The organism is Microbacterium sp. 22179 (assembly GCF_052045715.1).
In the GTDB taxonomy this organism is placed as follows: domain Bacteria; phylum Actinomycetota; class Actinomycetes; order Actinomycetales; family Microbacteriaceae; genus Microbacterium; species Microbacterium galbinum.
On the sequence record NZ_JBQEPJ010000001.1, the window covers coordinates 973553 to 995518 of the forward strand.

Genomic DNA, 21966 nt, shown 5'->3' on the forward strand with positions numbered 1-21966 from the left:
CGACGTGAGCGACGCAACGTCCGCAGAGAAGCGGGTCGTGATCGAGGCCACGCCCACCGACGTGGCCGCACGGGTCGCCGATCGTTTCCTGACGCGCCTGCGCGCCCGTACCGTCAACGGTCGCGTCGCCCACGTCGCCCTCACGGGCGGTTCGATGGGCGGCGCGGTCCTGGCAGCGACACGTGATGACCCGCGGGCCGCATCGATCGACTGGTCGCTCGTGCACTTCTGGTGGGGCGACGAGCGCTTCGTGCCGCGCGACGACGCCGATCGCAACGCACTCCAGTCGCGCAACGCGTTGCTCGACCACATCCCGGTACCGCCCGAGAACATCCACGAGGTCGCCGGCTCCGATGACGGCCTCACCCTCGACGAGGCCGCGGCCGCGTACGCCGCCGAGCTCGCGCGCTTCGGCACCGACGAGAACCCGTGGCCGGCGTTCGCCGTGTGCTTCCTGGGGGTCGGGCCCGACGGGCACATCGCCTCGCTCTTCCCCGATCGCGAAGAGGTCACGGTGACGGATGCGGCCGCGCTCGCCGTCCGCAACTCGCCGAAGCCTCCGCCCGAGCGCGTCACACTGACGCGCCCGGTCATCAACACCTCGAAGCGCGTCTGGCTGGTGCTCACGGGCGCCGACAAGGCGTCGGCGCTGGGCCTGGCCCTCGCCGGTGCGAGCTACACGAGTGTTCCGGTCGCCGGTGCCCGCGGGCGCAAGCGCACGGTGTTCTTCGTCGACGAGGCCGCGGCCTCCGAGGTCTCGCCGGATCTCATCGATCAGGCGTACTGATCGGGCGTACCGAGAACCGCTCTACGGACGATCCGTCTCCTCGGACCCCGGTGCCTGCTCGGCGCCGGGGTTCGTCGTTGCGGTGCCGCTGTCGCTGCCGCGCGTGATGCCGATCTCCTGGCTCTCGCTGAGCACCTGCGGGTGGTAGCGGGCGAGGTTGACCACGCCGTAGACCGCGATGGCCCCGGCGACGCCGTAGATCACGAGCGCCCATGGCGGCGCGGCGGCCGCCTCACCGAGGATCACCATTCCGATGAGCACGGCGATGAGCGGGTCGACGACCGTGAGGCCGGCAATGACGAGGTCGGGCGGGCCGGAGCTGTAGGCGGTCTGCACGAAGTACGCCCCGACCGCCGCGGCCGCGACGAGGGCGATGACGCAGATCGCGGTGATCCACTCGAACTGCCCCGCCTCGATGCGCTTGATGACGACCTTCGCCAGGGTGGCGACGAAGCCGTAGAGAACACCGGCGCCGATCACGTAGAACAGGGCGCGCATGCGGTGCCGCAATACGAGCCAGCAGGCGCCGAGCACGATGATCACGACGAGGAGGATCGCGAGGATCACGAACAGTTCGCGATCCTGCACCTCGCGCTCGGTGGCGAACAGCGCGGCGAAGAAGACGAACAGGAAGATGCCGCCGACGCAGCAGATGATCGCGGTGATGGATTTCTTCGTCGGCGAGTGCCCGGAGATGCGGGCGTTCAACAGTGTCGTGATCACCAGCGCGATGGCGCCGAGCGGCTGCACGACCATGAGCGGAGCGCGCACGAGCGCGGCGAGCTGGCACACGATCGCCAGGCCCAGCATCAGGGTGCCGATGATCCAGGAGGGGCGGGTGAGCAGCCGGCGGAGCTGGTCGAAGCTGAGGCCCGACGTCCCCTGCGAACCGCTCAGGCGCTCGACCTTCTCGACGCCGCGGTGCTGGTACTGCGCGCCGAGCGACATGAACACCGCACCGGCCAGCGCGAGCGGGATGCCGAGGAGCAGCCCGGGGTTCTGGAAGACACCGACGAGCTGCTCGCCGACGTCTTCTACCGAGTTCACTTCCACACCCCTGCGCTCACCCTACGACCCTACCCGTCGCAGTGCGCCCAGTAGGGTTGTGACGTGGCTGTACTTCCGATTCGCATCATGGGCGACCCCGTCCTGCACTCCCCCGCTTCTCCCGTCGACGAGATCACCGATGAGATCCGCACCCTCGTCGCCGACATGTTCGAGACGATGGACATCGCTCCGGGTGTCGGCCTGGCCGCACCGCAGGTCGGCGTCGCCCTGCGCATCTACACCTACTCGTACGTCGACGACGACGATCAGCCCTGGCGCGGCGTGATCATCAATCCCGAGCTCTGGATCACTCCGATCGAGCCCGGCTCCCCCGATCCCGACCTGGAGTCCGAGGGCTGCCTGTCGTTCCCGGGCGAGCGCTTCCCTCTGCGTCGCTCCGAGCACGTCCGGGTCACCGGCATTGACCTCGAGGGCGCACCGGTGTCGATCGCGGTCGACGGATGGCGCGCACGCATCATGCAGCACGAGTTCGACCACCTCGACGGCATCCTCTACGTGGACCGCCTGTCGGACGGCGACTGGAAGACCGCGCAGAAGATCGCCCGTAAGCGCGGCTGGGGCCGACCCGGCGCCAGCTGGCTGCCCGGCGTCGACGACCTGGAAGGCTGAGGGCGCACATGACCCGGCGTACACACCGCGGCCTCGCCGCGCTCGCACTCACGGCGACTCTCTCACTCACCCTGCTCGGCTGCAGCAGTTCGGACGAACCCGAACGCGATTCCGGGACCGGTCAGGTGACGGAGGAGGGCACCATCGACATCGTCGCCCTCGAGCTCGGCGACTGCATGATGGACGCCCCCAGCGGGCTGCGCGAAGACATCGACGTGGTGCCCTGCACGGAGCCCCACGACCAGGAGGTCTTCCACGAGATCACCATGCCCGACGGCGATTTCTCGGAGACCGACATCGACGCGGCGAGCATGGAGTGCATCGGAGAGCCCTACACGGCGTTCATCGGTCTCGAGAAGGCCGAGTCGGTGTTCGAGGTGTTCCCCCTCATCCCGAGCGAGACCTCGTGGGACGAGCACGACGACCGGACCATCCAGTGCGTGATCTTCGACCCCTCAGGCCCCGTGACCGGCACGCTCGCGGGAGCTTCCCGCTAGAACGTCGCGGTCGTCGGGTCGGAGGTCGAGCCGGCGCAGGAGCTGGGCGTTGAGCGCGACGACGACCGTCGACAGCGACATCAGCACCGCACCGACCGACATCGGCAGCACGAACCCGATCGGCGCCAGCACACCCGCGGCCAGAGGCACGGAGAGCAGGTTGTACCCGGCCGCCCACCAGAGGTTCTGCGACATCTTGCGGTAGGTCGCACGCGACAGCTCGATCACGGACACGACGGAGCGCGGGTCGGAGCTGGCCAGGATCACCCCGGCCGAAGCGATCGCCACGTCGGTGCCCGCGCCGATCGCGATCCCGACGTCCGCCTGTGCCAGCGCGGGAGCATCGTTCACGCCGTCCCCCACCATCGCGACGATCCTGCCCTCCCGCTGCAGCTCCGCGACCTTCGCCGACTTGTCCTCCGGACGCACCCCCGCGAACACACGTCGTATGCCGAGCTCCGCGGCGACGGCATCCGCGACCGCCTGCGCATCTCCGGTGATCATGACGACCTCCACGCCGCGACGACGCAGGTCGTCGACCGCGGTACGGGACTCGGCGCGCACCTCATCGGCCAGCGCGAACGCGCCGATCACCGTACCGTCGACCACCGCGTGCAGGATGATCGCGCCCGTCGCCCGCCACGTCTCGGCGACGGGCAGCTCGTGCGCTCCGATCTCATCGAGCAGTTTCGGACCGCCCACGCGCACATCGGCACCGTCGACGGTCGCCCGAACCCCGACCGCCGGCGACGACGAGAAGCCGACGGCCGACGGGGTGTCGAGTCCACGCTCCTCCGCCGCGCGGACGATCGCCCGGGCGAGGGGGTGCTCGCTGTCACCCTCCGCCGACGCCGCCAGTACGAGCACGCGGGCCGGATCGACTCCATCGACCGCCGCGATGTCGGTGACGACCGGCTCGCCGCGCGTCAGCGTTCCGGTCTTGTCGAACAGCACCGTGTCGACGGTGCGCATGCGCTCGAGCGCCAACCGGTCCTTCACCAGGATGCCCGCGCGAGCGGCCCGTTCGGTCGCGATCGAGACCACGAGCGGTATCGCGAGACCCAGCGCGTGCGGGCAGGCGATCACGAGGACCGTGATCGAGCGCACGACGGCGGCATCGACGTCGCCGACGGCCGACCACACCACGGCGGTCACCGCCGCCGAGATCAGGGCGAACCAGAAGAGCAGCGCCGCCGCACGGTCGGCGAGCCGCTGAGCGTGCGAGGTCGAGTTCTGCGCATCCTCGACGAGTCGACGGATGCCGGCCAGCGCCGTGTCGTCGCCGACAGCCGTGATCTCGACGCGGAGGCCCGAGTCGGTCGCCACCGTGCCCGCCGTGACGATGTCGCCGGGCGTACGGGTCACAGGACGCGACTCCCCGGTGATCATCGACTCGTCCATCGCCGCGCTGCCGTCGACGATCCGGCCGTCGGCGGGTACCCGCGCGCCGGGACGCACGACGACGAGATCGCCTACGCGGAGTGCATCCGGCGGCACGCGCACGGTGCGCTCGCCCTCGATGCGTTCGGCTTCATCGGGCAGGAGCGCGGCCAGCGAGTCGAGCGCCGACGTCGTCTGCGCGAGTGAGCGCATCTCGATCCAGTGACCGAGCAGCATGATCACGATGAGGAGGGCGAGCTCCCACCAGAACTCCAGCTCGTGATGCAGCACCCCGAGCGTCGCTCCCCACGAGGCGAAGAAGGCGACGGTGATCGCGAGGGCGATCAACAGCATCATGCCGGGGCGTCGCGCGCGCAGTTCGCCGACGGCGCCCTGAAGGAACGGCCTGCCGCCCCACACGTACATCACCGAACCGATGACCGGGGCGACGAAACGCACCGGGCCGTCGGCGATCTCGTAGCCGATGATCATCGCGAACATCGGGGAGAGCAGCACGACGGGGACCGCGAGCACCAGGTTGATCCAGAAGAGTCGCCGGAACTGGCCCACGTGGTCGCCGTGGCCGGAATGACCGGCGTGCCCGGAGTGGCCGGAGTGCCCGGGGTGTCCGTCGTGCCCGGAATGGTCGTCGACTTTCGCCTGGCCTCCGTGGGGTGGCGCCGAGTGCTCGTGCTCCGGGTGCGCGTGTGGGTGCGTCTCGCTCATCGATCTCTCCGCTCGTCTCGTGCGCCACTGTGGAATCCGCGGAGGCGCAGACTGTTGCCGACCACGAACACGCTCGACAACGCCATCGCGGCGCCGGCCAGCATCGGGTTCAGCAGTCCGAGGGCGGCGACCGGGATCGCCGCCACGTTGTACGCGAAGGCCCAGAACAGGTTCGTCCGGATCGTGCGCAGGGTGCGGCGCGACAGGCGGATCGCGTCGACGGCGCTGCGCAGATCCCCGCGGACCAGCGTGATGTCGGATGCCTCGATCGCGGCATCCGTTCCCGTTCCCATCGCGATGCCGAGGTCGGCACGCGCGAGCGCAGGCGCATCGTTGACGCCGTCGCCGACCATCGCGACAGTTCGTCCCTCGCTCTGCAGCCGCGCGACGACCTCGGCCTTCTGCGCGGGGAGCACCTCGGCGATGACCTCGTCGATGCCGACCTCGCGAGCGACATGACGCGCGACGGCCGCGTTGTCGCCCGTCAGCAGCACCGGGGTGAGGCCGAGCGCCTTCAGCTGCTCGACCGCTGCGGCGCTCGTCGGCCGCACGGCATCCGCCACGACGAGCACGCCTCGGACCGCTTCGTCCCAGCCGACCGTCACGACCGTGCGCCCCGCCTCCTCATGGGAACCGTGGATGGAGTGGTCGCGCGTGCTCGTCACTCCGGCGAACATCGCCGCGCGGCCGACGCGCACGCGATGCCCGTCCACGACGCCCTCCACTCCGATGCCCGGGTGGTTGACGAAGCCATCGACCGCTGGAAGCGTCCCGGCCTCGACCTCCGCCGCCTGCGCGATCGCCCGTCCGATCGGATGCTCGGAGGCGGCCTCGAGGGCACCGGCGAGGCGGAGCAGTTGAGTGCGATCCGCTCCCGGCTCGACGATCACGTCCACCACGCTCATCGCGCCCCGGGTGACCGTTCCCGTCTTGTCGAGCACGACCGTGTCGACCGCGCGCGTGGATTCGAGTACTTCGGGGCCCTTGATGAGGATCCCCAGCTGGGCTCCGCGGCCGGTACCCACGAGCAGCGCGGTCGGGGTCGCCAGGCCGAGGGCGCACGGGCAGGCGATGACCAGCACCGCGACGGCCGCCGTGAACGCCATCGTGGCCGAGGCACCGACGGCGAACCAGGTGACGAGCGTGCCGAGCGCGATCACCAGAACGATCGGCACGAAGACACCCGAGATCCGATCGGCCAGGCGCTGCACCTCGGCCTTCCCGGTCTGCGCCTCCTCCACCAGTCGCGCCATCTGCGCGAGCTGGGTGTCGGCCCCGATCCGTGTCGCCCGGACGACGAGGCGTCCGCCGGCGTTCACGGTCGCGCCGGTGACGGAGTCTCCCGTGGCGACCTCGACGGGCACGGACTCGCCCGTCATCATCGAGGCGTCGACGGCCGAGGTACCCGAGACGACGGTGCCATCGGTCGCGATCTTCTCACCGGGGCGTACCACGAACTCGTCACCGATCCGCAGATCGTCCGCCGGGATGCGTTGCTCGACACCTCCCCGGAGCACCGAGACGTCCTTCGCTCCGAGCTCCAGCAGAGCGCGCAGCGCCGCACCCGCACGACGCTTCGACCGCTTCTCGAAGTAGCGACCGGCGAGGATGAACATCGTCACGCCCGCCGCGACCTCGAGGTAGATCGCATCGGCGCCGTCGGACGGCGTCAGGACGAACTCGAACGGATGGGTCATACCCGGCATGCCCGCCATGCCGAAGAACAGCGCGTAGAGCGACCAGAGGAACGCCGCGATCGTTCCCATCGACACGAGCGTGTCCATGGTCGCCGCACCGTGTCGGAGGTTCACCCAGGCCGCCCGGTGGAACGGCCACCCGCCCCACACCACGACGGGAGCCGCGAGCGTCAACGAGGCCCACTGCCAGTACGTGAACTGCAGCGCCGGAATCATCGCCATCGCGATGACGGGGACGGTCAGCGCGACGGAGACCCACAGCCGGGTGCGCAGGCCGTCGAGCTCGGGGTCGCCCGCGGCATCCGGTTCGGCATCCTGGGCGCGGACGGGCAGCGCCGCCGTGTACCCGGCCTTCTCGACCTCGGCGATCAGGACGGCCGGGTCGAAGCCCTCCGGCGCCGCGACCGACGCCTTCTCGGTCGCGTAGTTGACCGTGGCGGTCACCCCGTCGAGCCGATTCAGCTTCTTCTCGATCCGCGTCGCGCACGACGCGCACGTCATCCCGCCGATCTCGAGGTCGACGCCGATCGCCCCGGCGGTCATCAGACGCGGACGGCCGAGTACCCGGCCTCGGATACGGCCGAGAGGATCTGCGCATCGTCGACGTACGCAGCGGTGATGCGCAGCATGCCGGTCTGCGCGCTGACGTCGACGATCTCGACGCCCTCTATCTGCTCGACCTCCTCGCGGACCGACATCTCGCAGTGGCCGCAGGTCATCCCGGTCACCCGGTAGTCGGCGGTGGTGTCGCTCATGAGAACTCCTTCAGAGTGTTCGTGGATACCCCCTGGGGGTATTAGGTGCAACGCCACTCTACCCCTCGTATTCCCCGAGCGCACGCGAGAGCGGCCGGACGCCGTCGCCGAGCGCCCGAGCGGCGAGACGAGGAGTGCCGACCGAGAAAAGGGAAAAGCCCCTCCGAAGAGGGGCTTTTCATTGGCTCCCCGGCTTGGACTCGAACCAAGAACCTGCCGGTTAACAGCCGGCTGCTCTGCCAATTGAGCTACCGAGGAATGTGCTCCGCTGCGCGGGCAACTCGACAAGCTTAGCAAACTCCGAGCGGTGCACGTGACACCGGAGGCGGTTATCGCGCTCTCGGGCGTGTCGCGCTCAGCGCCGGGAATCCGCCTCTGCGTTCGGCACCCAGAGCAGGTCCTTCCCGACGCCGCGCGCGACCACGTGCCCGGCGCGCAGCATGAGCGTCTCGGCGTTGAGCTCACGGATGAAGTCGGCGTCGTTCGTGACGAGCAGAGCCGCCATCGACTGCTCCTTACGGCGGCGCGTGATCGCATCGAAGACCACCGGACGCACCTCGAGATCGAGGTTCGCGAGGATCTCGTCGGCGATGAGCACCTGCGGTTCGAGCACGAACGAGCGGGCGATCGCGACGCGCTGGCGCATTCCCGCGCTCAGCTCGTAGGGGAACTTCGCCGCAGTGCCAAGCGGGAGATGCAGCTCGTCGAGCAGCGTGGCGACGCGAATCGAGAGCGCCTTGCTGTTCACGCGCTTCTCGCGCATCAGGATGGGTTCGGCGATCACCTCGTTGACCGTGAGCCGGGGCGGAAGATCGGCTCCGGCGCCCTGCGGCACGAAACCCGTGCGGTAGGTGAGCACGCGGTGCTTGCGACCGGGACGCCGCGCATCGACGCCGCAGACCTCCGCGCGCCCGCCGACGACCTTCACCGAGGGATCGGTGGATCCGGCCAGCGCCGCCACGAGGCTCGACTTACCAGATCCCGTGGGACCGGCGATGCAGAGGAGCGCGCCCGGGGCGAGCGAGAACGAGACGCCGTCGACCGCACGCGTCGGAGAGCCGTGCCCGATCCGGTCGATGACCAGATCGGAGCAGTCGATGGCGTGGGTGGAGGCGTGCCTGCGGGACATGCATCCCATCCTGCCCTCCCCCGACGGCCGTGGGGGGTTACGACTCGACGAACCGCTGACGCTCGATGTCGATGTCGCGCAATCGCATGCGGAGCGCACGACCGCCGTCGGAGTCGGCGGGCACCCGCTGGACAGCGCCCAGGAGCTCCTGCTTCTCGCTCTCGAGCTGCCGCATGATGAGGCGTCGCGCGAGATCGGTGGTGCTGGCCACGGCGCCCTCCTCGTTGCGCGCGGGGAAGGGCATCATGAGCAGTTCACCCGCGAGCGTGCGGTACGGCTCGCGCACGCTGTTGACGGCATCCGTCGCCCACCCCGCCCGCGTGCGGTCGGCAGCGGCGGCCACGGCCTCGCGCACGGCATCGAGGGCCGGGGTGCGCAGGGGGGCGCCGAGCGCCCGCGAGAGCAGCGGCTGGTCGATCTGGTGACCGTACTGCAGCGCTCCCATCAGCGCATCGCGCTCCACGGCGACATCGGCCGAGCGCGGCAGGCTCGCGAGCGTGACCGGTGCGATTCCGGATGCTGCTCCCTCACCCCCGCCGGACGGTACCGTCTCACGCCGCGCAGGGGCGCTCTGCGAGCCGCCCCGCGCCGAGCGCTCCACCTCGGTGTGCACCTCGGTCGGATCCATGCCCAGACGGCGGGCGAGCACGCGCTCGTACCCGGGACGCAGCAGGCGATCGCGGATCTCGGCCACGATCGGGGCGGCCGCGCGCAGAGCACCGACGCGCCCCTCCACCGTCGCCAGGTCGAAGCCGGCGAGCTTGCGGTCGATCGCGAACTCGAACATCGGCACCTTGGCGTCCATGAGGCCGCGCACGGCGGCATCACCGCGCTGCAGCCGCAGGTCGCAGGGGTCGAGGCTGTCGGGCGCCACGGCCACGAACGTCTGCGCGTTGAAGCGGTCGTCCTCGGTGAACGCGCGCAGCGCCGCCTTCTGTCCCGCCTCGTCGCCGTCGAACGTGAACACGACCTCACCCGAGGCGTTGTCGTCGCCCATCACCCGGCGCAGCACCTTGATGTGCTCGGCGCCGAAGGCCGTTCCACAGGTCGCCACCGCCGTCGTGAGGCCGGCGAGATGGCACGCCATGACATCGGTGTATCCCTCGACGACCACGACGCGCCGCGGATCTCCGCGGGAGATGTCGCGCTTGGCGAGATCGAGACCGTAGAGCACCTGCGCCTTCTTGTAGATCGGGGTCTCGGGGGTGTTGAGGTACTTCGGCCCCTGGTCGTCATCGAAGAGCTTGCGCGCGCCGAACCCGATCGTCTGACCCGACACATCGCGGATCGGCCAGACCAGGCGCCCGCGGAACCGGTCGTACACGCCGCGCTGCCCGGTGGAGACCAGGCCCGCGGTGCTGAGTTCCTCGCGCGTGAAGCCCTGGGCCGTCAGCGCCTTGAGCATGCCGTCCCATCCGCGCGGCGCGAAGCCCACGCCGAAGTGCGCGGCGGCACCCGCGTCGAAGCCGCGCTCGCCCAGGAACCGTCGCCCCGCCTCGGCATCCGCCGACAGCAGCTGCGACCGGAAGAACTCGGCCGCCGCGGTGTTCGCGGCGTAGAGCCGGCTCCGACCGCTCGTCTCGGGAGCCGCACCGCCGTCCTCGTAGTGGAGGGTGTAGCCGATGCGGCCGGCGAGCCGCTCCACCGCCTCGGTGAAGCTCACGTGGTCCATCTCGCGCAGGAACGAGTACACGTCTCCCGACTCGCCGCACCCGAAGCAGTGGTAGTACCCCACCTGCGGGCGCACGTGGAAGCTCGGGCTCTTCTCGTCGTGGAACGGGCAGAGTCCCTTGAGCGATCCGACGCCGGCGGATTTCAGCGCGACGCGCTCCCCCACGATGTCGGCAATGTTCGTGCGCGACTTGACCTCGTCGACGTCGGCCTGCCGGATGCGGGGCATCAGCGGGCCCCTTCGACGACGGTCGACCTCTCGGCGTGCGCGCGCGCCCCGGGGCGTGCGTGACGGGGGGTCCAGATGCCGACCTCGGCCGGGTCGATCTCGCCCACGAGGCGGTTGTGCCAGTCGATCGCGCTCTGGTCGGTGAGGCTGGCGATCTGGTCGACGATGACGCGGGCGCGCTGGTCATCGGTGTCGGCGTCGTGGAAATCCGCGGCGAACGCCGGTTCGAGCACATCGGCACCGGCCGACCACAGCGTGTCGGTCTGCCAGAGTGCGTCTGCGAGACGGGTGAGCACCCGGCGCTGCTCCTTGTAGACGCCCTTGCGCGCCTCGATCGTCACGATGGCCTGGCCCATGATGCCCTTGAGCACGGCGATCTCGGCCTCGACCACGCGCGGCACGACGACGTGTGCGTTGTAGCGCACCAGGGCCTTGCTGCCGTAGGCCTCGCGGGTCGCCGAGACGGCCGCGCGGGCGAAGCGCCCGATCAGGTCGCTCGTCAGGTTCTTCAGACGCGCGAGCGACTGGCGGCTGCGGTCGAACGACGAGAGCCACATCGACTGCGACGAGAGACGGTAGAGCGCGTCGGCCAGCTCCTCGCGCGTGAAGTCGTACCCCACCCACTGCTGGATGCGTCCGAGCAGGGCCTCGTGCTCTGCCGGATCCGAGAGCTGGGCGACGTCGAGGTAGCCGTTGACGATCGCATCCTCGAAGTCGTGCACCGAGTAGCCGATGTCGTCGGAGAGGTCCATGATCTCGGCCTCGATGCAGCGCAGACGCCCGGGCGCACCCTCGCGCATCCAGCGGAAGACCGCCTCGTCCTCGGGGTACACGCCGAACTTGAGCCGGCCACCGGGGTCGGGCACCGGGCTGTCGACCGTCCACGGGTACTTGCACGTGGCGTCGAGACTCGCGCGCGTGAGGTTGAGTCCGACGGAGCGCTCGTCGTCGTCGAGCACCTTCGCCTCGAGACGGGTGAGGATGCGCAGCGACTGCGCGTTGCCCTCGAATCCGCCGATGTCGGCCGCCCATTCGTTGAGCGCACGCTCACCGTTGTGGCCGAAGGGCGGATGCCCGAGATCGTGGCTGAGGCAGGCGGTGTCGACGACGTCGGCCGAGACCCCCAGAGCGGTGGCGAGTTCGCGCCCCACCTGCGCCACCTCGAGCGAGTGGGTGAGGCGGTTGCGGGCGAAGTCGGCGGTGCTCGCGGGGCTCAGCACCTGCGTCTTGGCGGCGAGGCGGCGCAGGGCCGCCGAGTGCAGGACGCGGGCCCGGTCGCGGGCGAAATCGTCGCGCTCCGAACGATGGGTCTCGGCGAAGAAGCGCTCGGCGTCGCGCGGGTCGTATCCGTCGCCGCGAGGTGCGCGCGCCGGTGTGACCGCGTCACCCACCGCTGTTCTCGATCTCTGCTCCGCGCATCATCTCCGAGGCCGATGCGGCGATCTCACGCGAGTCGAGCCACTTGTCCGGAAGCGCCGGGCGCTTGGGACGGCCGGCACGGCCGCGCTGGCCCTCGGCATCCGCTCCGGGATAGGGCGCGGTGTGATCGAGGCGTCCGAGCAGGTCGTCGATCTCGGCGAGGCTCGACGCCGTCGCGAGTCCGGTGCGGATGTCGCCTCCCACCGGGTAGCCCTTGAAGTACCAGGCCACGTGCTTGCGCACGTCGCGGCACCCGCGGTCCTCGTCCTCGAAGAACTCGACGAGCAGTTCCGCATGCCGACGGAAGGCATCGGCCACGAATCCGAGGGTCGCGTCGACCGGGTGGCTCTCGGCGCCGAAGGCGGCGGCCAGTTCGCCGAACAGCCAGGGGCGGCCGAGGCATCCGCGTCCGACGACCACGCCGTCGCAGTCGGTCTCGGCCATCATGCGAACGGCGTCGTCGGCCGACCAGATGTCGCCGTTGCCGAGCACCGGGATGCTGGTGACGGCCTGCTTGAGTTCGCCGATCGCGTTCCAGTCGGCGTTGCCCGAGTAGAACTCGCTGGCGGTGCGGGCGTGCAGGGCGACCGCGGCGACACCCGCGTCTTCGGCTGCGCGGCCTGCGTCGAGGAACGTGAGGTGGTCGGGATCGATGCCCTTGCGCATCTTCACCGTGAGCGGCACATCGCCCGCGGCCTTGACGGCCTGAGTGACGATGTCGGCGAAGAGCGAGCTCTTCCAGGGGAGCGCCGCTCCCCCGCCCTTGCGCGTCACCTTGGGGACGGGGCATCCGAAGTTCAGGTCGATGTGATCGGCGTGGTCCTCGGCGACGATGATGCGCACGGCCTCGGCGATGGTCTTCGGATCGACGCCGTAGAGCTGGATCGACCGGGGCGTCTCGCTCTCGTGATGGCGGATCAGACGCATCGTCGTCTCGTTGCGCTCGACGAGCGCGCGCGAGGTGATCATCTCACTGACGTAGAGGCCGGCACCGTACTCACGGCACAGACGACGGAAGGCGGTATTCGTGATCCCGGCCATGGGCGCGAGGACCACCGGCACGTCGAGGTCGATGGGACCGATGCGAAGCGTGCGCGCGGATGCGGTGGCGAGAGTCATGTCCTGACCATTCTCCCAGACGCGGAGCCTGTGGTGCCCCATCGACCTAAGCTGTGGAGTATGACCGATTCCGCGCTCCGTTCGATCCCCTTCACCGATGCGCAGGGCAACGAGAAGACTCTCGATGACCTCGGCGCCGATGTGCTGCTGGTGGTGAACGTCGCGTCGAAGTGCGGACTCACCCCGCAGTACGAGCAGCTCGAGGAGTTGCAGCGTCTGTACGGTGATCGCGGCTTCAGTGTGGTGGGCTTCCCGAGCAACCAGTTCCTGCAGGAGCCCGGTTCCGTGGAGCAGATCACGGAATTCTGCTCGACCACCTACGGCGTCACCTTCCCGGTGAACGACAAGGTGAAGGTCAACGGGCGGAACGCCGCCGAACTCTTCAAGGCTCTCAAGGAGACGCCCGACGCGAACGGCAAGGCCGGACGCGTGGAGTGGAACTTCGAGAAGTTCCTGGTGCTGCCCGACGGCGAGGTCCTCCGGTTCCGGCCGAAGCAGAAGCCGGACGACCCCGCGATCGTGAGCGCCATCGAAGGCGCGCTCACGCGTTAGACGGCGGCGGCTTCGGCCTGCGCGTCACCCTCGAGCTCGGCGTCTCCGCGCTTGGACCACAGGTCGCGCAGCACGTTCTCGAATGCGGCCGGCGGCTGCGCGCCGCTGATCCCGTACTGCCCGTCGATCACGAAGAACGGCACACCCTGGATGCCGTAGGCGCGCGCCTGCGCCTGGTCCTGACGGACGGCGGGAAGGTACTGCTCGGTCTCGAGCGCCTCCCGCGCGGCGTCGGCGTCGAGTCCGACCTCCACCGCGAGGGCGACGAGGTCGTCGATGCGACCGACGTGCTTGCCCTCGGTGAAGTAGGCCGACATCAGGCGCTCCTCCAGCTCGTGCTGGAGGCCCTGCGCCTTGGCGAAGTGCAGCAGCTCGTGCGCCTTGACGGTGTTCGTGTGCTGCAGCAGATCGAAGCGGTACTGGAGGCCCGCCTTCTCGGCGACGCCGGTGACGTTGGCGAGCATCTGCTCGACCTGGTCGCGCGGCATGCCCTTGTGGCCTGCGAGGAAGTCGATTTCGTCGCCGTCGAAGTCGACGGGGGTGTCGGGCGAGAGTTCGAACGAGTGGAAGGTGACGTTCACCTGCGGGGCGTCGTCATCACCGGCGACGGCTTCGAGCCCCTTCTCGAGATTGCGCTTGCCGATGTAGCACCACGGGCACGCGATGTCGGACCAGATGTCGATGGAGATGGGTTCGCTCACACCCTCATCCAACCCCACGCGCGTCCGCCGTATTCCGGCGTCGCTAGGATCGACGGATGCTGTCCGCCGACGATCCGCTCCCCCGGGTGCCGCAGCGCGTGCTGGTGGCGGGGGTCACGGGTTCGGGCAAGACGACGCTCGCTGGCCGCATCGCCCGGCTCTGGGGGCTGCGCCACGTCGAGATCGACGGGCTCTTCCACGGCCCGGACTGGACTCCGCGGCCGGAGTTCCTCGACGACGTCCGGGCCTTCGCGGCCGAGGACCGGTGGGTCACCGAGTGGCAGTACACGAGCAAGGGCACCGATCGCATCCTCGCCCCGCGCGCGGACCTCGTGATCTGGCTCGACTACCCCTACAGAGTCGTGCGCTCGCGACTGCTGCGTCGCACGATCGCTCGTAGCATCCTGCGCACGAAGATGTGGAACGGCAACGTCGAGAAGCCGATCTGGCGCATGTTCCGCGGTTCGCCCGAGGAGAGCATCCTCGCCTGGCAGATCGCGACGCTCGACAAGTGGACGGAGCGGATGCCCGTGGCCGCCGCCGCGTTCCCGCATCTCACGATCGTGCGTCTGCGGCATCCGCGCGAGGCGGAGCGGTGGTTGCGCGCTCAGTCCGAGGCGTCGGGCGCGTCGATCGCGCCGCCGAAGCGTCGGTCGCGGGACAGGTAGATCCCGATCGCCCGCCAGAGCTCCTCGCGGGAGAAGTCCGGCCACAGCGTGTCGAGGAAGACCATCTCGGCGTAGGCCGACTCCCAGAGCAGGAAGTTCGAGGTGCGCTGCTCACCCGAGCTGCGCAGGAACAGGTCGACGTCCGGCATGTCCGGCACGTAGAGGTTGCGACGGATCATCTTCTCGGTGATCGCGTTCGGCTTCACCCGGCCGGCCGCGACGTCCGCCGCGATCGAGCGCATCGCATCGACGAGTTCCACGCGTCCGCCGTAGTTCACGCACATCGTGAGTGTCAGGACGTCGTTGCCGCGCGTCAGCTGCTCGGCGTACTGCAGCTCCTTGATGACGCTGCCCCACAGCCGAGGCTTGCGCCCCGCCCAGCGCACGCGCACACCCCACTCGTTGAGCTGATCGCGGCGCCGGTGCAGCACGTCGCGGTTGTATCCCATGAGGAAGCGCACCTCCTCGGGCGAGCGTGCCCAGTTCTCGGTCGAGAAAGCGTAGACCGAGAGGTGCTTGACCCCCGCCTGGATGGCACCGGCGACGACATCGAGGAGCACCTCCTCGCCGGCCTTGTGGCCCTCGACACGGCTCAGTCCCCGACGGTTCGCCCAGCGGCCGTTGCCGTCCATGACGATCGCCACGTGCTCGGGTACCGCGCGGAACGCCGGCGGGTGCACCCCCGTCCAGTCGAGGGGACGGTACGCGATGGCGTCCTTGTGCGTGTAGGGCTTCGGGGTCACCGTGCTCCTCCGGGGATGTCGGATACGTGCGCGAGCGAGCGGATGCCGCGCTCGAGGTGCCATTGGGCGTAGGCGCTGATGAGGCCCGATGCGGCGGCGGTGTCGGCGGCGGACGCCGCGTCGACGGCATCCCACTCGCCCGCCATGAGCGCGCGCAGCAGACCCAGCGCCTTCTCGCCGATGCGCGGGCTGCCCGCCGGCGCGCACGACGTGCACACCAGGCCACCCAATTGAACGACGAAGGTCGAGTGCGGGCCCGGAGTACCGCATCGGGCGCACTCGCCGAACGAGGGCGCCCAGCCCGACAGGGCCATGACGCGCAGGAGGTAGGAATCGAGGATGCTGCGGGGGGCGTGTTCACCTCGTGACAGCGCGCGCAGACCGCCGACGAGCAGCAGGTACTGATCGGGAGTCGCCTCGGCATCGCTCAACCGATCTGCCGTCTCGACCATCGCGTTGGCGGCGGTGAAACGCTCGTAGTGCGCGACGATGTCGGCGCCGTAGGAGCCGAGCGACTCCGCCTGCTGCACGATGTCGAGCGAGCGCCCCTGATAGAGCTGCACGTCCGCGACCATGAACGGCTCGAGCCGCGAGCCGAACTTCGACGACGTGCGCCGCACACCCTTCGCGACCGCGCGGATCTTGCCGTGCTGCCGCGACAGCATCGTGACGATGCGATCCGCCTCCCCCAGCTTGTGGGTGCGCAGGATCACCGCTTCGTCTCGATAGGTAGGCATCCCTCGATTATCCTCCGTGCGAGACAATGGGCGGGTGACCGAACCGCTCTTCATCATCCCGTTCTGGGCGGATCTGCTGGGCGTGGGGCTCGGCGGCGTCCAGGGAGCCCTGTTCGCCTCCGGTTTCCAGGGTCAGCGACGCCTCGACTGGCTCGGCGTCGCGATCATCGGGATCATGATCGGGATGGGTGGCGGTCTCATCCGCGACATCCTGCTCGGGCAGACCCCGGCGACACTGCAGAACCAGTGGTACCTCGTCACGGCGACCGGGGCCGCGCTCTTCGGAATGCTGCTCGCCGGGCTCTTCACTCGTCTGAACAAGGTGATCGTCGGGCTCGACGCGATCGTCATCGGCATGTTCGGCGCCTTCGGCACGAGCAAAGCCCTCGCCCTCGGCATCCCCGAGGTTCCCGCCGTCTTCATCGGCGTCTGCGCAGCGGTCGGCGGCAGCGTGCTGCGCGACATGCTCATGGGCCTGCCGACCGCGATCATGCACGTCGGCTCGCTGTACGCCGTGGCCGCCGGTGGCGGATGCGCGTTCATCGTCATCGCGCACGCCCTGGGCATGTCGATCCCCCTCGCGGCGGTCATCGGCATCGCCGTCACCGCGGTGATCCGCGTGCTCGCGGTGAGCTTCGACGTCTCGTTACCCGAGCAACGGCGCCTCTACCGCCGCAAGGTTGCCGCCGAGACCGGGGCGATCCCGATCGTCAAGCCCTGACACGTTCTCGCTGGGTCCCTGAGCTCGCCGAAGTGCCCCACCACGCGCAACGGCTCCTCGTGGGGACGCTTCGACAGGCTCAGCGACCCATGCAGGTCGGCGACCTGGAAAGCCGGTCAGACGGCGGCGAGCTCGCCCTGCCGAGCGCGGATCGAGCGGTTCACACCCGACACGATCGCCTTGAGCGACGCGGTCGAGATGTCGCCGTCGATGCCGACGCCCCACAGGCGCTGATCGCCGATCTGCAGCTCGACGTAGGCTGCGGCCTGCGCGTCGCCGCCGGCGCTGAGAGCGTGCTCGACGTAGTCGTAGAGCGTGATGTCGAAGCCCTGCGCGCGCAGCACCTCGATGAAGGCGGCGATCGGTCCGTTACCGTTCCCCGCGACAGCCACCTGCTGGTCGTCGTCACGGAGAGTGACGTCGAGCACCACGTCACCCGACATGTCGCTGCGGGTCTGCGTGGCGAGCAGTTCGAAGCGCCCCCACTTGTCCTCGCTCGATGCGGCCGGCAGGTACTCGTCGTTGAAGATCGACCAGATCTGGTCGCTCGTGACCTCACCGCCCTCGGCATCCGTCTTCGTCTGCACGACGCCCGAGAACTCGATCTGCAGCTTGCGCGGCAGGTCGATCGCGTGGTCGGCCTTCAACAGGTAGGCGACGCCACCCTTTCCGGACTGCGAGTTGACGCGGATGACGGCCTCGTAGGAACGACCCAGATCCTTCGGATCGACCGGCAGGTAGGGCACCGCCCATTCGATGTCGTCGACCGTGACGCCCTCGGCGTCGGCCCGCACGGCCATGGCCTCGAAGCCCTTCTTGATCGCGTCCTGGTGCGACCCGCTGAACGCGGTGAAGACCAGGTCTCCCGCCCAGGGGCTGCGCTCGGGCACCGGCAGCTGGTTGCAGTACTCGACCGTGCGCTTGACCTGGTCGATGTCGCTGAAGTCGATCTGCGGGTCGATGCCCTGCGTGAACAGGTTGATGCCGAGTGCGACGATGTCGACGTTTCCGGTGCGCTCCCCGTTACCGAACAGGCATCCCTCGATACGGTCGGCACCGGCCATGTAGCCGAGCTCGGCCGCGGCGATCGCGGTCCCGCGATCGTTGTGCGGGTGCAGCGAGAGGATCACGTTCTCGCGGTGGTTCAGGTGCCGGCTCATCCACTCGATCGAGTCGGCGTACACGTTCGGCGATGCCATCTCGACCGTGGCGGGCAGGTTGATGATGACCTTGCGGTCGGGCGTCGGCTCGAAGACCTCGATCACCTGGTTGCAGATGTCGGCGGCGAACTCGAGTTCGGTACCCGTGTAGCTCTCGGGCGAGTACTCGTAATAGACCTGCGTCTCGGGGATGCGCTTCTCGAACTCGCGGCAGAGTCGTGCACCCTCGAGGGCGATGTCGATGATGCCCTGCTTGTCGGTGCGGAAGACGACCTCGCGCTGCAGCACGCTCGTCGAGTTGTACAGGTGGACGATGGCCTGCTTCGCGCCGGCGATCGACTCGTAGGTGCGCTCGATCAGGTGCTCACGCGCCTGGGTCAGAACCTGGATCGTGACGTCGTCGGGGATCAGGTTCTCTTCGATCAACTGGCGGACGAAATCGAAGTCCGTCTGGCTGGCCGACGGGAAGCCGACCTCGATCTCCTTGTATCCCATGTTCACCAGGAGCTCGAACATCACGCGCTTGCGCTCGGGCGACATCGGGTCGATGAGAGCCTGGTTGCCGTCACGGAGGTCGACGGCGCACCAGCGCGGCGCGGTCGTGATGCGGGCATCGGGCCAGGTGCGGTCCGGGAGGTCGACGGTGATCTGCTCGTGGAACGGCCGGTACTTGTGGATCGGCATCCCGGAGGGGCGCTGCGTGTTCTGCATGATGGGCTTCTTCTCTTCGTCAGAATGTACGGGCCAACACAAGCGCCGCGACGAGGAAGGCCCTAGCTCTTAGGACTCGTCGCGGCAGCTAAGAAGAAGCAGACCGCCGAAAGGCATGTGGTCATGCTAGCAGGATGCCCCGTCCGCCGTGCACGTGAGACGAACGCCGTCTCCACGACACTGGTGGGTATGAGCACACCACTGCGTCGCCATCTCCTCTGGTCCGCTGCCCTCGCGACGGCGCTCGCGTCGACCCTGGCCGCCTGCGCGACGGGTCCCGGCGCGGGTGGGTCGCCGACGAGCAGCGCCGACCCTCAGGCGCAGGACTTCTCAGGCATCGTATCCGAGCCGCCGACGGGACGCGTGCGCGGCACCGGCACGGTGCTCGACGTCGGCGGAGAGGTGCAACTGTGCCTCGGCGGCGTCGCCGAGTCGTACCCGCCGCAGTGCACGGGTGTGCCGCTCATCGGATGGAGCTGGGACGGCGTTGACGGGAGCGAGACCAGCGGTAAGACGACCTGGGGCGCCTACGCGGTGACCGGACGGTACGACGGGGAGAGCATCACCGTCACCGACCCGCCCGTGCTGCTGGCGCTGTACGACCCGGTGCGACCCGACGATCCGACCGGAGGCATCGAGGGAGATGCGACCGCCGGCGAGCTGACGGAGATCCAGGACGATCTGAGCTCACGCCTCGGCAGCGACGCGCTGACCCTCTGGACCGAGCGCGGCTACGTCTGGGTGCAGGTCGTCTGGGACGACGGGCAGCTCCAGCGCGCGGTCGACGCGGAGTACGGCGACGGCACGGTCATCGTCCTCCCCGCGCTGAGCGAGTTCGACGCGTCCTAGGAGGATGATGGGCTCAGAGGACGCAGCGGACCGTCTTCGCCGTCCCGCCGACGTTCACCCATCCACCGGCGTTCGCCGTCGCGAGCACGCCGCCCGCGCTGTTGCGCGCCTGGGCGTAGCCGGAGCTCCGGGCATTGGCGAGGGAACGGGGCACGAAACCGCTCGGCACCGTGAGCGTTCCGCACGTGCCCCAGGACACGCTCGTGCCCGACAGCGAGCCGGCGCTGAAGGCGCAGATCCGTCCGGACGCGCAGTTTCCCACGGCGGCGCGGGCGAAGAGCCCACCCAGGCCCGACGGAACCGTGACCTCCATGTCGAGCGCCGGCCAGACCGCGCGATGCGCGTCGATCAGCACGCCCCCGGGAATCTCGTCAAGCATCTGCGCGATCTGCGGATCGACCTCGTCTCCCCCGGTCGCGGCGGAAGCCGCAGCGGGGGTGGCTACCACGAGCAGGCCGGCGACGATCAGGGCCGAGAACACGGCACGGGGAGACCTCATCACAGAATCCCTTCGATGTCCCAGAGCTGGTACGAGATGATGGCGCCCGCGGCGAACGCCTCGTTGTCGAGGAGGTTGGTGCGCTCGACACCGACGATGCGCCCGGTATCGGCGGAGAGCAGGACGACATCGCTCGAGGTGCCGTCCGGTGACGGGACGCGCAGCGCGGTCACGGGTCGCTCCAGTCGATCGATCGAGGTGCCCAGCGCCTCGACCCCCGGCACCTGCTCCAGGATGCCGAGCATCTCGGACTCCTGGGCGTTCGTGAGCGTCCACTGCCCCTTGGCCGAGCTGATCGCGGCGACGACGTCGAAGCCGGTCGGATCGCTCGGCAGCCAGTAGGCCTCGAGCACCGCCCGCATGTTCTCCGGCGTGGCAGCGGGCATGTCGACGATGGGGGCGGCGAACTCGCCCGGCGCCATGTCGAGCTCCCACGCGACCTCGCCGCTGCTCGAGATCTCGGAGCCGACGTTCGCGGCGGCATCCGCGGGATCGTAAGGCACGCCCTCGATCGCGACCGTTCGCCCGGACAGATCCGGGTTCCAGGTCGTCGTCACGAGCTGCGGCACGACCTCGGTCTCGCGGGTGCCCATGTCCACCGCGAACGACCACGATGCGGACTGAACGGCGCGTTCCGCTCCGGCGGGTCCGTCGCTCGTCGCGAGGGCGGCCTGCGCGTCGTCGAGAATCTGAGCGGCCGTTCCGCCGGCATCGAACTCGAGCGGGAGGGGTGTGCCGGCCACGGCCGCGTTCTGCGGAACCATGACGGCGACCGCGACGACGGCGGATGCCGCGGCGACGGTGAGCCCCGACGCCCATCCGGCGACGACCGCGCGGTGCTGGCGCGGGGCGCGCGTATCGCGCAGGATCCGATCCCGCAACGCGATGGCTCGCAGGTCGGGTGCGGATTCCCGCGGTGTGCGCGCCGGGTCGGCGTCGGTGAGCACGCGCTCGAGCAGAGCACTGTCAGTCATCGACGATCACCCCCTCCGATCTCAGCGCTTCGCGCACGTGTTCCTGTGCGCGAAGCAACGTCTTGCGCACACGGGCCACGGAGATCCGCGCGAGTTCGGCGATCTCCCCCACCGACAACCCATCCCAGTACGTGAGCACGATGATACGCCTCTCGCGGGCCGGGAGTACAGAGAGAGCACGCAGAACGGCCGCCTGCTCGGTCGCATCCGCCTCGTCGCGCGGACCGCGGATCCCCTCGTGCACCGCTGCCGCCGTGCTCGACCGGGTGCTCGCGGCGTGCGAGCGCGCGCGCAGCGCACGATCGGCGGCGCGCAGGAGCCACACGCGCCCCATCGGCTTGCGCGGATTCAGTCGCGCCCAGGCCGTCACGAAGACCTCCGAGACGATCTGGGTCACCTCGCCGTCATCGACGACGACGCCTTCGATGTGGTGACGAATCGCCGCCCAGTGGGCGTCGAAGACCGTGGAGAAGACCTCGTCCCGCAGCGATTTCGGGTCGTCGCTGCCGGTGATCATGCGCTCGGGGGTGGCGGTCCCGCGTACGCCGCCTGAGTCCCTCGGGAA

General features: G+C 69.3%; 22 protein-coding genes and 1 tRNA gene. 7 read left to right on the plus strand and 16 right to left on the minus strand.

Annotated features, from left to right (window positions below; all coding sequences use genetic code 11):
* Positions 1-4 precede the first annotated feature (4 nt).
* Positions 5-787: a 6-phosphogluconolactonase gene (gene pgl, locus ACTJKK_RS04800; RefSeq protein ID WP_440747157.1), complete on the plus strand. Its 783-nt coding sequence runs from the start codon at positions 5-7 to the stop codon at positions 785-787.
* A gap of 21 nt (positions 788-808) precedes the next feature.
* Here the strand turns inward: pgl and ACTJKK_RS04805 are convergent, their stop codons facing one another.
* The gene (locus ACTJKK_RS04805; protein ID WP_440747158.1) at positions 809-1834 is read right to left on the minus strand and encodes a DMT family transporter; all 1026 of its coding nucleotides are present in this window, start codon (positions 1832-1834) and stop codon (positions 809-811) included.
* 63 nt (positions 1835-1897) lie between these two features.
* Here ACTJKK_RS04805 and def point away from each other — a divergent pair, with 63 nt between their 5' ends.
* Entirely contained in the window at positions 1898-2464 is a 567-nt protein-coding gene (gene def / locus ACTJKK_RS04810; RefSeq protein ID WP_247956316.1) for a peptide deformylase, read from the plus strand.
* A gap of 8 nt (positions 2465-2472) precedes the next feature.
* Positions 2473-2961, plus strand: a complete 489-nt coding sequence (locus tag ACTJKK_RS04815) for a hypothetical protein (RefSeq protein WP_247956317.1) — start codon at positions 2473-2475, stop codon at positions 2959-2961.
* Here the strand turns inward: ACTJKK_RS04815 and ACTJKK_RS04820 are convergent.
* The 8 genes from ACTJKK_RS04820 to dusB all read right to left on the minus strand — a co-directional run bounded on the left by ACTJKK_RS04820 (position 2920) and on the right by dusB (position 13086).
* Positions 2920-5067 (minus strand): heavy metal translocating P-type ATPase, encoded by a 2148-nt coding sequence (locus ACTJKK_RS04820; protein ID WP_440747159.1) that lies wholly within the window; start codon positions 5065-5067, stop codon positions 2920-2922. The two genes, ACTJKK_RS04815 and ACTJKK_RS04820, sit on opposite strands and share 42 nt — an antisense overlap.
* Positions 5064-7307 (minus strand): heavy metal translocating P-type ATPase, encoded by a 2244-nt coding sequence (locus ACTJKK_RS04825; RefSeq protein WP_440747160.1) that lies wholly within the window; start codon positions 7305-7307, stop codon positions 5064-5066. Before ACTJKK_RS04825 ends, ACTJKK_RS04820 begins: the two co-directional genes overlap by 4 nt.
* Positions 7307-7519: a heavy-metal-associated domain-containing protein gene (locus ACTJKK_RS04830; protein ID WP_440747161.1), complete on the minus strand. Its 213-nt coding sequence runs from the start codon at positions 7517-7519 to the stop codon at positions 7307-7309. Before ACTJKK_RS04830 ends, ACTJKK_RS04825 begins: the two co-directional genes overlap by 1 nt.
* Positions 7520-7701: 182 nt before the next feature.
* Positions 7702-7777 (minus strand) — tRNA-Asn (locus ACTJKK_RS04835).
* Positions 7778-7874: 97 nt separating this feature from the next.
* Positions 7875-8648 (minus strand): ATP-binding cassette domain-containing protein, encoded by a 774-nt coding sequence (locus ACTJKK_RS04840; RefSeq protein WP_247622243.1) that lies wholly within the window; start codon positions 8646-8648, stop codon positions 7875-7877.
* Between the two features lie 37 nt (positions 8649-8685).
* On the minus strand, positions 8686-10548 hold the full coding sequence (gene dnaG, locus ACTJKK_RS04845; protein WP_440747162.1) for a DNA primase: 1863 nt from the start codon (positions 10546-10548) through the stop codon (positions 8686-8688).
* Positions 10548-11939: a deoxyguanosinetriphosphate triphosphohydrolase gene (locus tag ACTJKK_RS04850; RefSeq protein ID WP_247632053.1), complete on the minus strand. Its 1392-nt coding sequence runs from the start codon at positions 11937-11939 to the stop codon at positions 10548-10550. Before ACTJKK_RS04850 ends, dnaG begins: the two co-directional genes overlap by 1 nt.
* Positions 11932-13086 (minus strand): tRNA dihydrouridine synthase DusB, encoded by a 1155-nt coding sequence (dusB, locus tag ACTJKK_RS04855; RefSeq protein WP_402784921.1) that lies wholly within the window; start codon positions 13084-13086, stop codon positions 11932-11934. The genes ACTJKK_RS04850 and dusB overlap by 8 nt, the downstream gene beginning before the upstream one ends.
* A 60-nt stretch (positions 13087-13146) precedes the next feature.
* Here dusB and ACTJKK_RS04860 point away from each other — a divergent pair, with 60 nt between their 5' ends.
* Positions 13147-13638: a glutathione peroxidase gene (locus tag ACTJKK_RS04860; protein WP_247622239.1), complete on the plus strand. Its 492-nt coding sequence runs from the start codon at positions 13147-13149 to the stop codon at positions 13636-13638.
* Here the strand turns inward: ACTJKK_RS04860 and ACTJKK_RS04865 are convergent.
* A complete protein-coding gene (locus tag ACTJKK_RS04865; RefSeq protein WP_440747163.1) occupies positions 13635-14339 on the minus strand; it encodes a DsbA family oxidoreductase in 705 nt (234 codons plus the stop codon). The genes ACTJKK_RS04860 and ACTJKK_RS04865 overlap by 4 nt on opposite strands.
* Positions 14340-14395: 56 nt before the next feature.
* Between ACTJKK_RS04865 and ACTJKK_RS04870 the strand changes: the two genes are divergently transcribed.
* On the plus strand, positions 14396-15007 hold the full coding sequence (locus tag ACTJKK_RS04870) for an AAA family ATPase (protein ID WP_440747164.1): 612 nt from the start codon (positions 14396-14398) through the stop codon (positions 15005-15007).
* Here the strand turns inward: ACTJKK_RS04870 and ACTJKK_RS04875 are convergent.
* Together ACTJKK_RS04875 and recO are read right to left on the minus strand one after the other, a co-directional pair.
* Positions 14947-15750, minus strand: coding sequence for an isoprenyl transferase (locus ACTJKK_RS04875; RefSeq protein WP_440747165.1), 804 nt, complete (start codon positions 15748-15750; stop codon positions 14947-14949). The two genes, ACTJKK_RS04870 and ACTJKK_RS04875, sit on opposite strands and share 61 nt — an antisense overlap.
* Positions 15747-16487, minus strand: a complete 741-nt coding sequence (gene recO / locus ACTJKK_RS04880) for a DNA repair protein RecO (protein ID WP_247622235.1) — start codon at positions 16485-16487, stop codon at positions 15747-15749. Before recO ends, ACTJKK_RS04875 begins: the two co-directional genes overlap by 4 nt.
* Positions 16488-16521: 34 nt before the next feature.
* Here recO and ACTJKK_RS04885 point away from each other — a divergent pair, with 34 nt between their 5' ends.
* Entirely contained in the window at positions 16522-17208 is a 687-nt protein-coding gene (locus ACTJKK_RS04885) for a trimeric intracellular cation channel family protein (RefSeq protein ID WP_247622234.1), read from the plus strand.
* 116 nt (positions 17209-17324) lie between these two features.
* Here the strand turns inward: ACTJKK_RS04885 and leuA are convergent, their stop codons facing one another.
* Positions 17325-19079 (minus strand): 2-isopropylmalate synthase, encoded by a 1755-nt coding sequence (gene leuA / locus ACTJKK_RS04890; RefSeq protein WP_247622233.1) that lies wholly within the window; start codon positions 19077-19079, stop codon positions 17325-17327.
* Between the two features lie 189 nt (positions 19080-19268).
* Between leuA and ACTJKK_RS04895 the strand changes: the two genes are divergently transcribed.
* Positions 19269-19928 carry a hypothetical protein gene (locus tag ACTJKK_RS04895; protein ID WP_440747166.1) on the plus strand — a complete coding sequence of 220 codons (660 nt, stop codon included), beginning with the start codon at positions 19269-19271 and terminating at the stop codon, positions 19926-19928.
* 13 nt (positions 19929-19941) lie between these two features.
* On the opposite strand, the gene ACTJKK_RS04900 is transcribed toward ACTJKK_RS04895, so the two are convergent.
* The 3 genes from ACTJKK_RS04900 to ACTJKK_RS04910 are packed head-to-tail and all read right to left on the minus strand — an operon-like array spanning position 19942 to position 21918.
* Positions 19942-20427, minus strand: a complete 486-nt coding sequence (locus tag ACTJKK_RS04900) for a hypothetical protein (RefSeq protein WP_440747167.1) — start codon at positions 20425-20427, stop codon at positions 19942-19944.
* Positions 20427-21401, minus strand: coding sequence for a hypothetical protein (locus ACTJKK_RS04905; RefSeq protein ID WP_440747168.1), 975 nt, complete (start codon positions 21399-21401; stop codon positions 20427-20429). Before ACTJKK_RS04905 ends, ACTJKK_RS04900 begins: the two co-directional genes overlap by 1 nt.
* A complete protein-coding gene (locus tag ACTJKK_RS04910; RefSeq protein WP_440747169.1) occupies positions 21394-21918 on the minus strand; it encodes a sigma-70 family RNA polymerase sigma factor in 525 nt (174 codons plus the stop codon). Before ACTJKK_RS04910 ends, ACTJKK_RS04905 begins: the two co-directional genes overlap by 8 nt.
* Positions 21919-21966 lie beyond the last annotated feature (48 nt).

Bases quoted from the DNA above. Each gene is read 5' to 3' on its own strand.
- ACTJKK_RS04815 (WP_247956317.1), top strand. From the start codon at position 2,473: ATGACCCGGCGTACACACCGCGGCCTCGCCGCGCTCGCACTCACGGCG.
- ACTJKK_RS04820 (WP_440747159.1), bottom strand. From the start codon at position 5,067: ATGAGCGAGACGCACCCACACGCGCACCCGGAGCACGAGCACTCGGCG.
- ACTJKK_RS04825 (WP_440747160.1), bottom strand. From the start codon at position 7,307: ATGACCGCCGGGGCGATCGGCGTCGACCTCGAGATCGGCGGGATGACG.
- ACTJKK_RS04830 (WP_440747161.1), bottom strand. From the start codon at position 7,519: ATGAGCGACACCACCGCCGACTACCGGGTGACCGGGATGACCTGCGGC.
- ACTJKK_RS04840 (WP_247622243.1), bottom strand. From the start codon at position 8,648: ATGTCCCGCAGGCACGCCTCCACCCACGCCATCGACTGCTCCGATCTG.
- dnaG (WP_440747162.1), bottom strand. From the start codon at position 10,548: ATGCCCCGCATCCGGCAGGCCGACGTCGACGAGGTCAAGTCGCGCACG.
- dusB (WP_402784921.1), bottom strand. From the start codon at position 13,086: ATGACTCTCGCCACCGCATCCGCGCGCACGCTTCGCATCGGTCCCATC.
- ACTJKK_RS04860 (WP_247622239.1), top strand. From the start codon at position 13,147: ATGACCGATTCCGCGCTCCGTTCGATCCCCTTCACCGATGCGCAGGGC.
- ACTJKK_RS04870 (WP_440747164.1), top strand. From the start codon at position 14,396: ATGCTGTCCGCCGACGATCCGCTCCCCCGGGTGCCGCAGCGCGTGCTG.
- recO (WP_247622235.1), bottom strand. From the start codon at position 16,487: ATGCCTACCTATCGAGACGAAGCGGTGATCCTGCGCACCCACAAGCTG.
- leuA (WP_247622233.1), bottom strand. From the start codon at position 19,079: ATGCAGAACACGCAGCGCCCCTCCGGGATGCCGATCCACAAGTACCGG.
- ACTJKK_RS04895 (WP_440747166.1), top strand. From the start codon at position 19,269: ATGAGCACACCACTGCGTCGCCATCTCCTCTGGTCCGCTGCCCTCGCG.
- ACTJKK_RS04900 (WP_440747167.1), bottom strand. From the start codon at position 20,427: ATGAGGTCTCCCCGTGCCGTGTTCTCGGCCCTGATCGTCGCCGGCCTG.
- ACTJKK_RS04905 (WP_440747168.1), bottom strand. From the start codon at position 21,401: ATGACTGACAGTGCTCTGCTCGAGCGCGTGCTCACCGACGCCGACCCG.
- ACTJKK_RS04910 (WP_440747169.1), bottom strand. From the start codon at position 21,918: ATGATCACCGGCAGCGACGACCCGAAATCGCTGCGGGACGAGGTCTTC.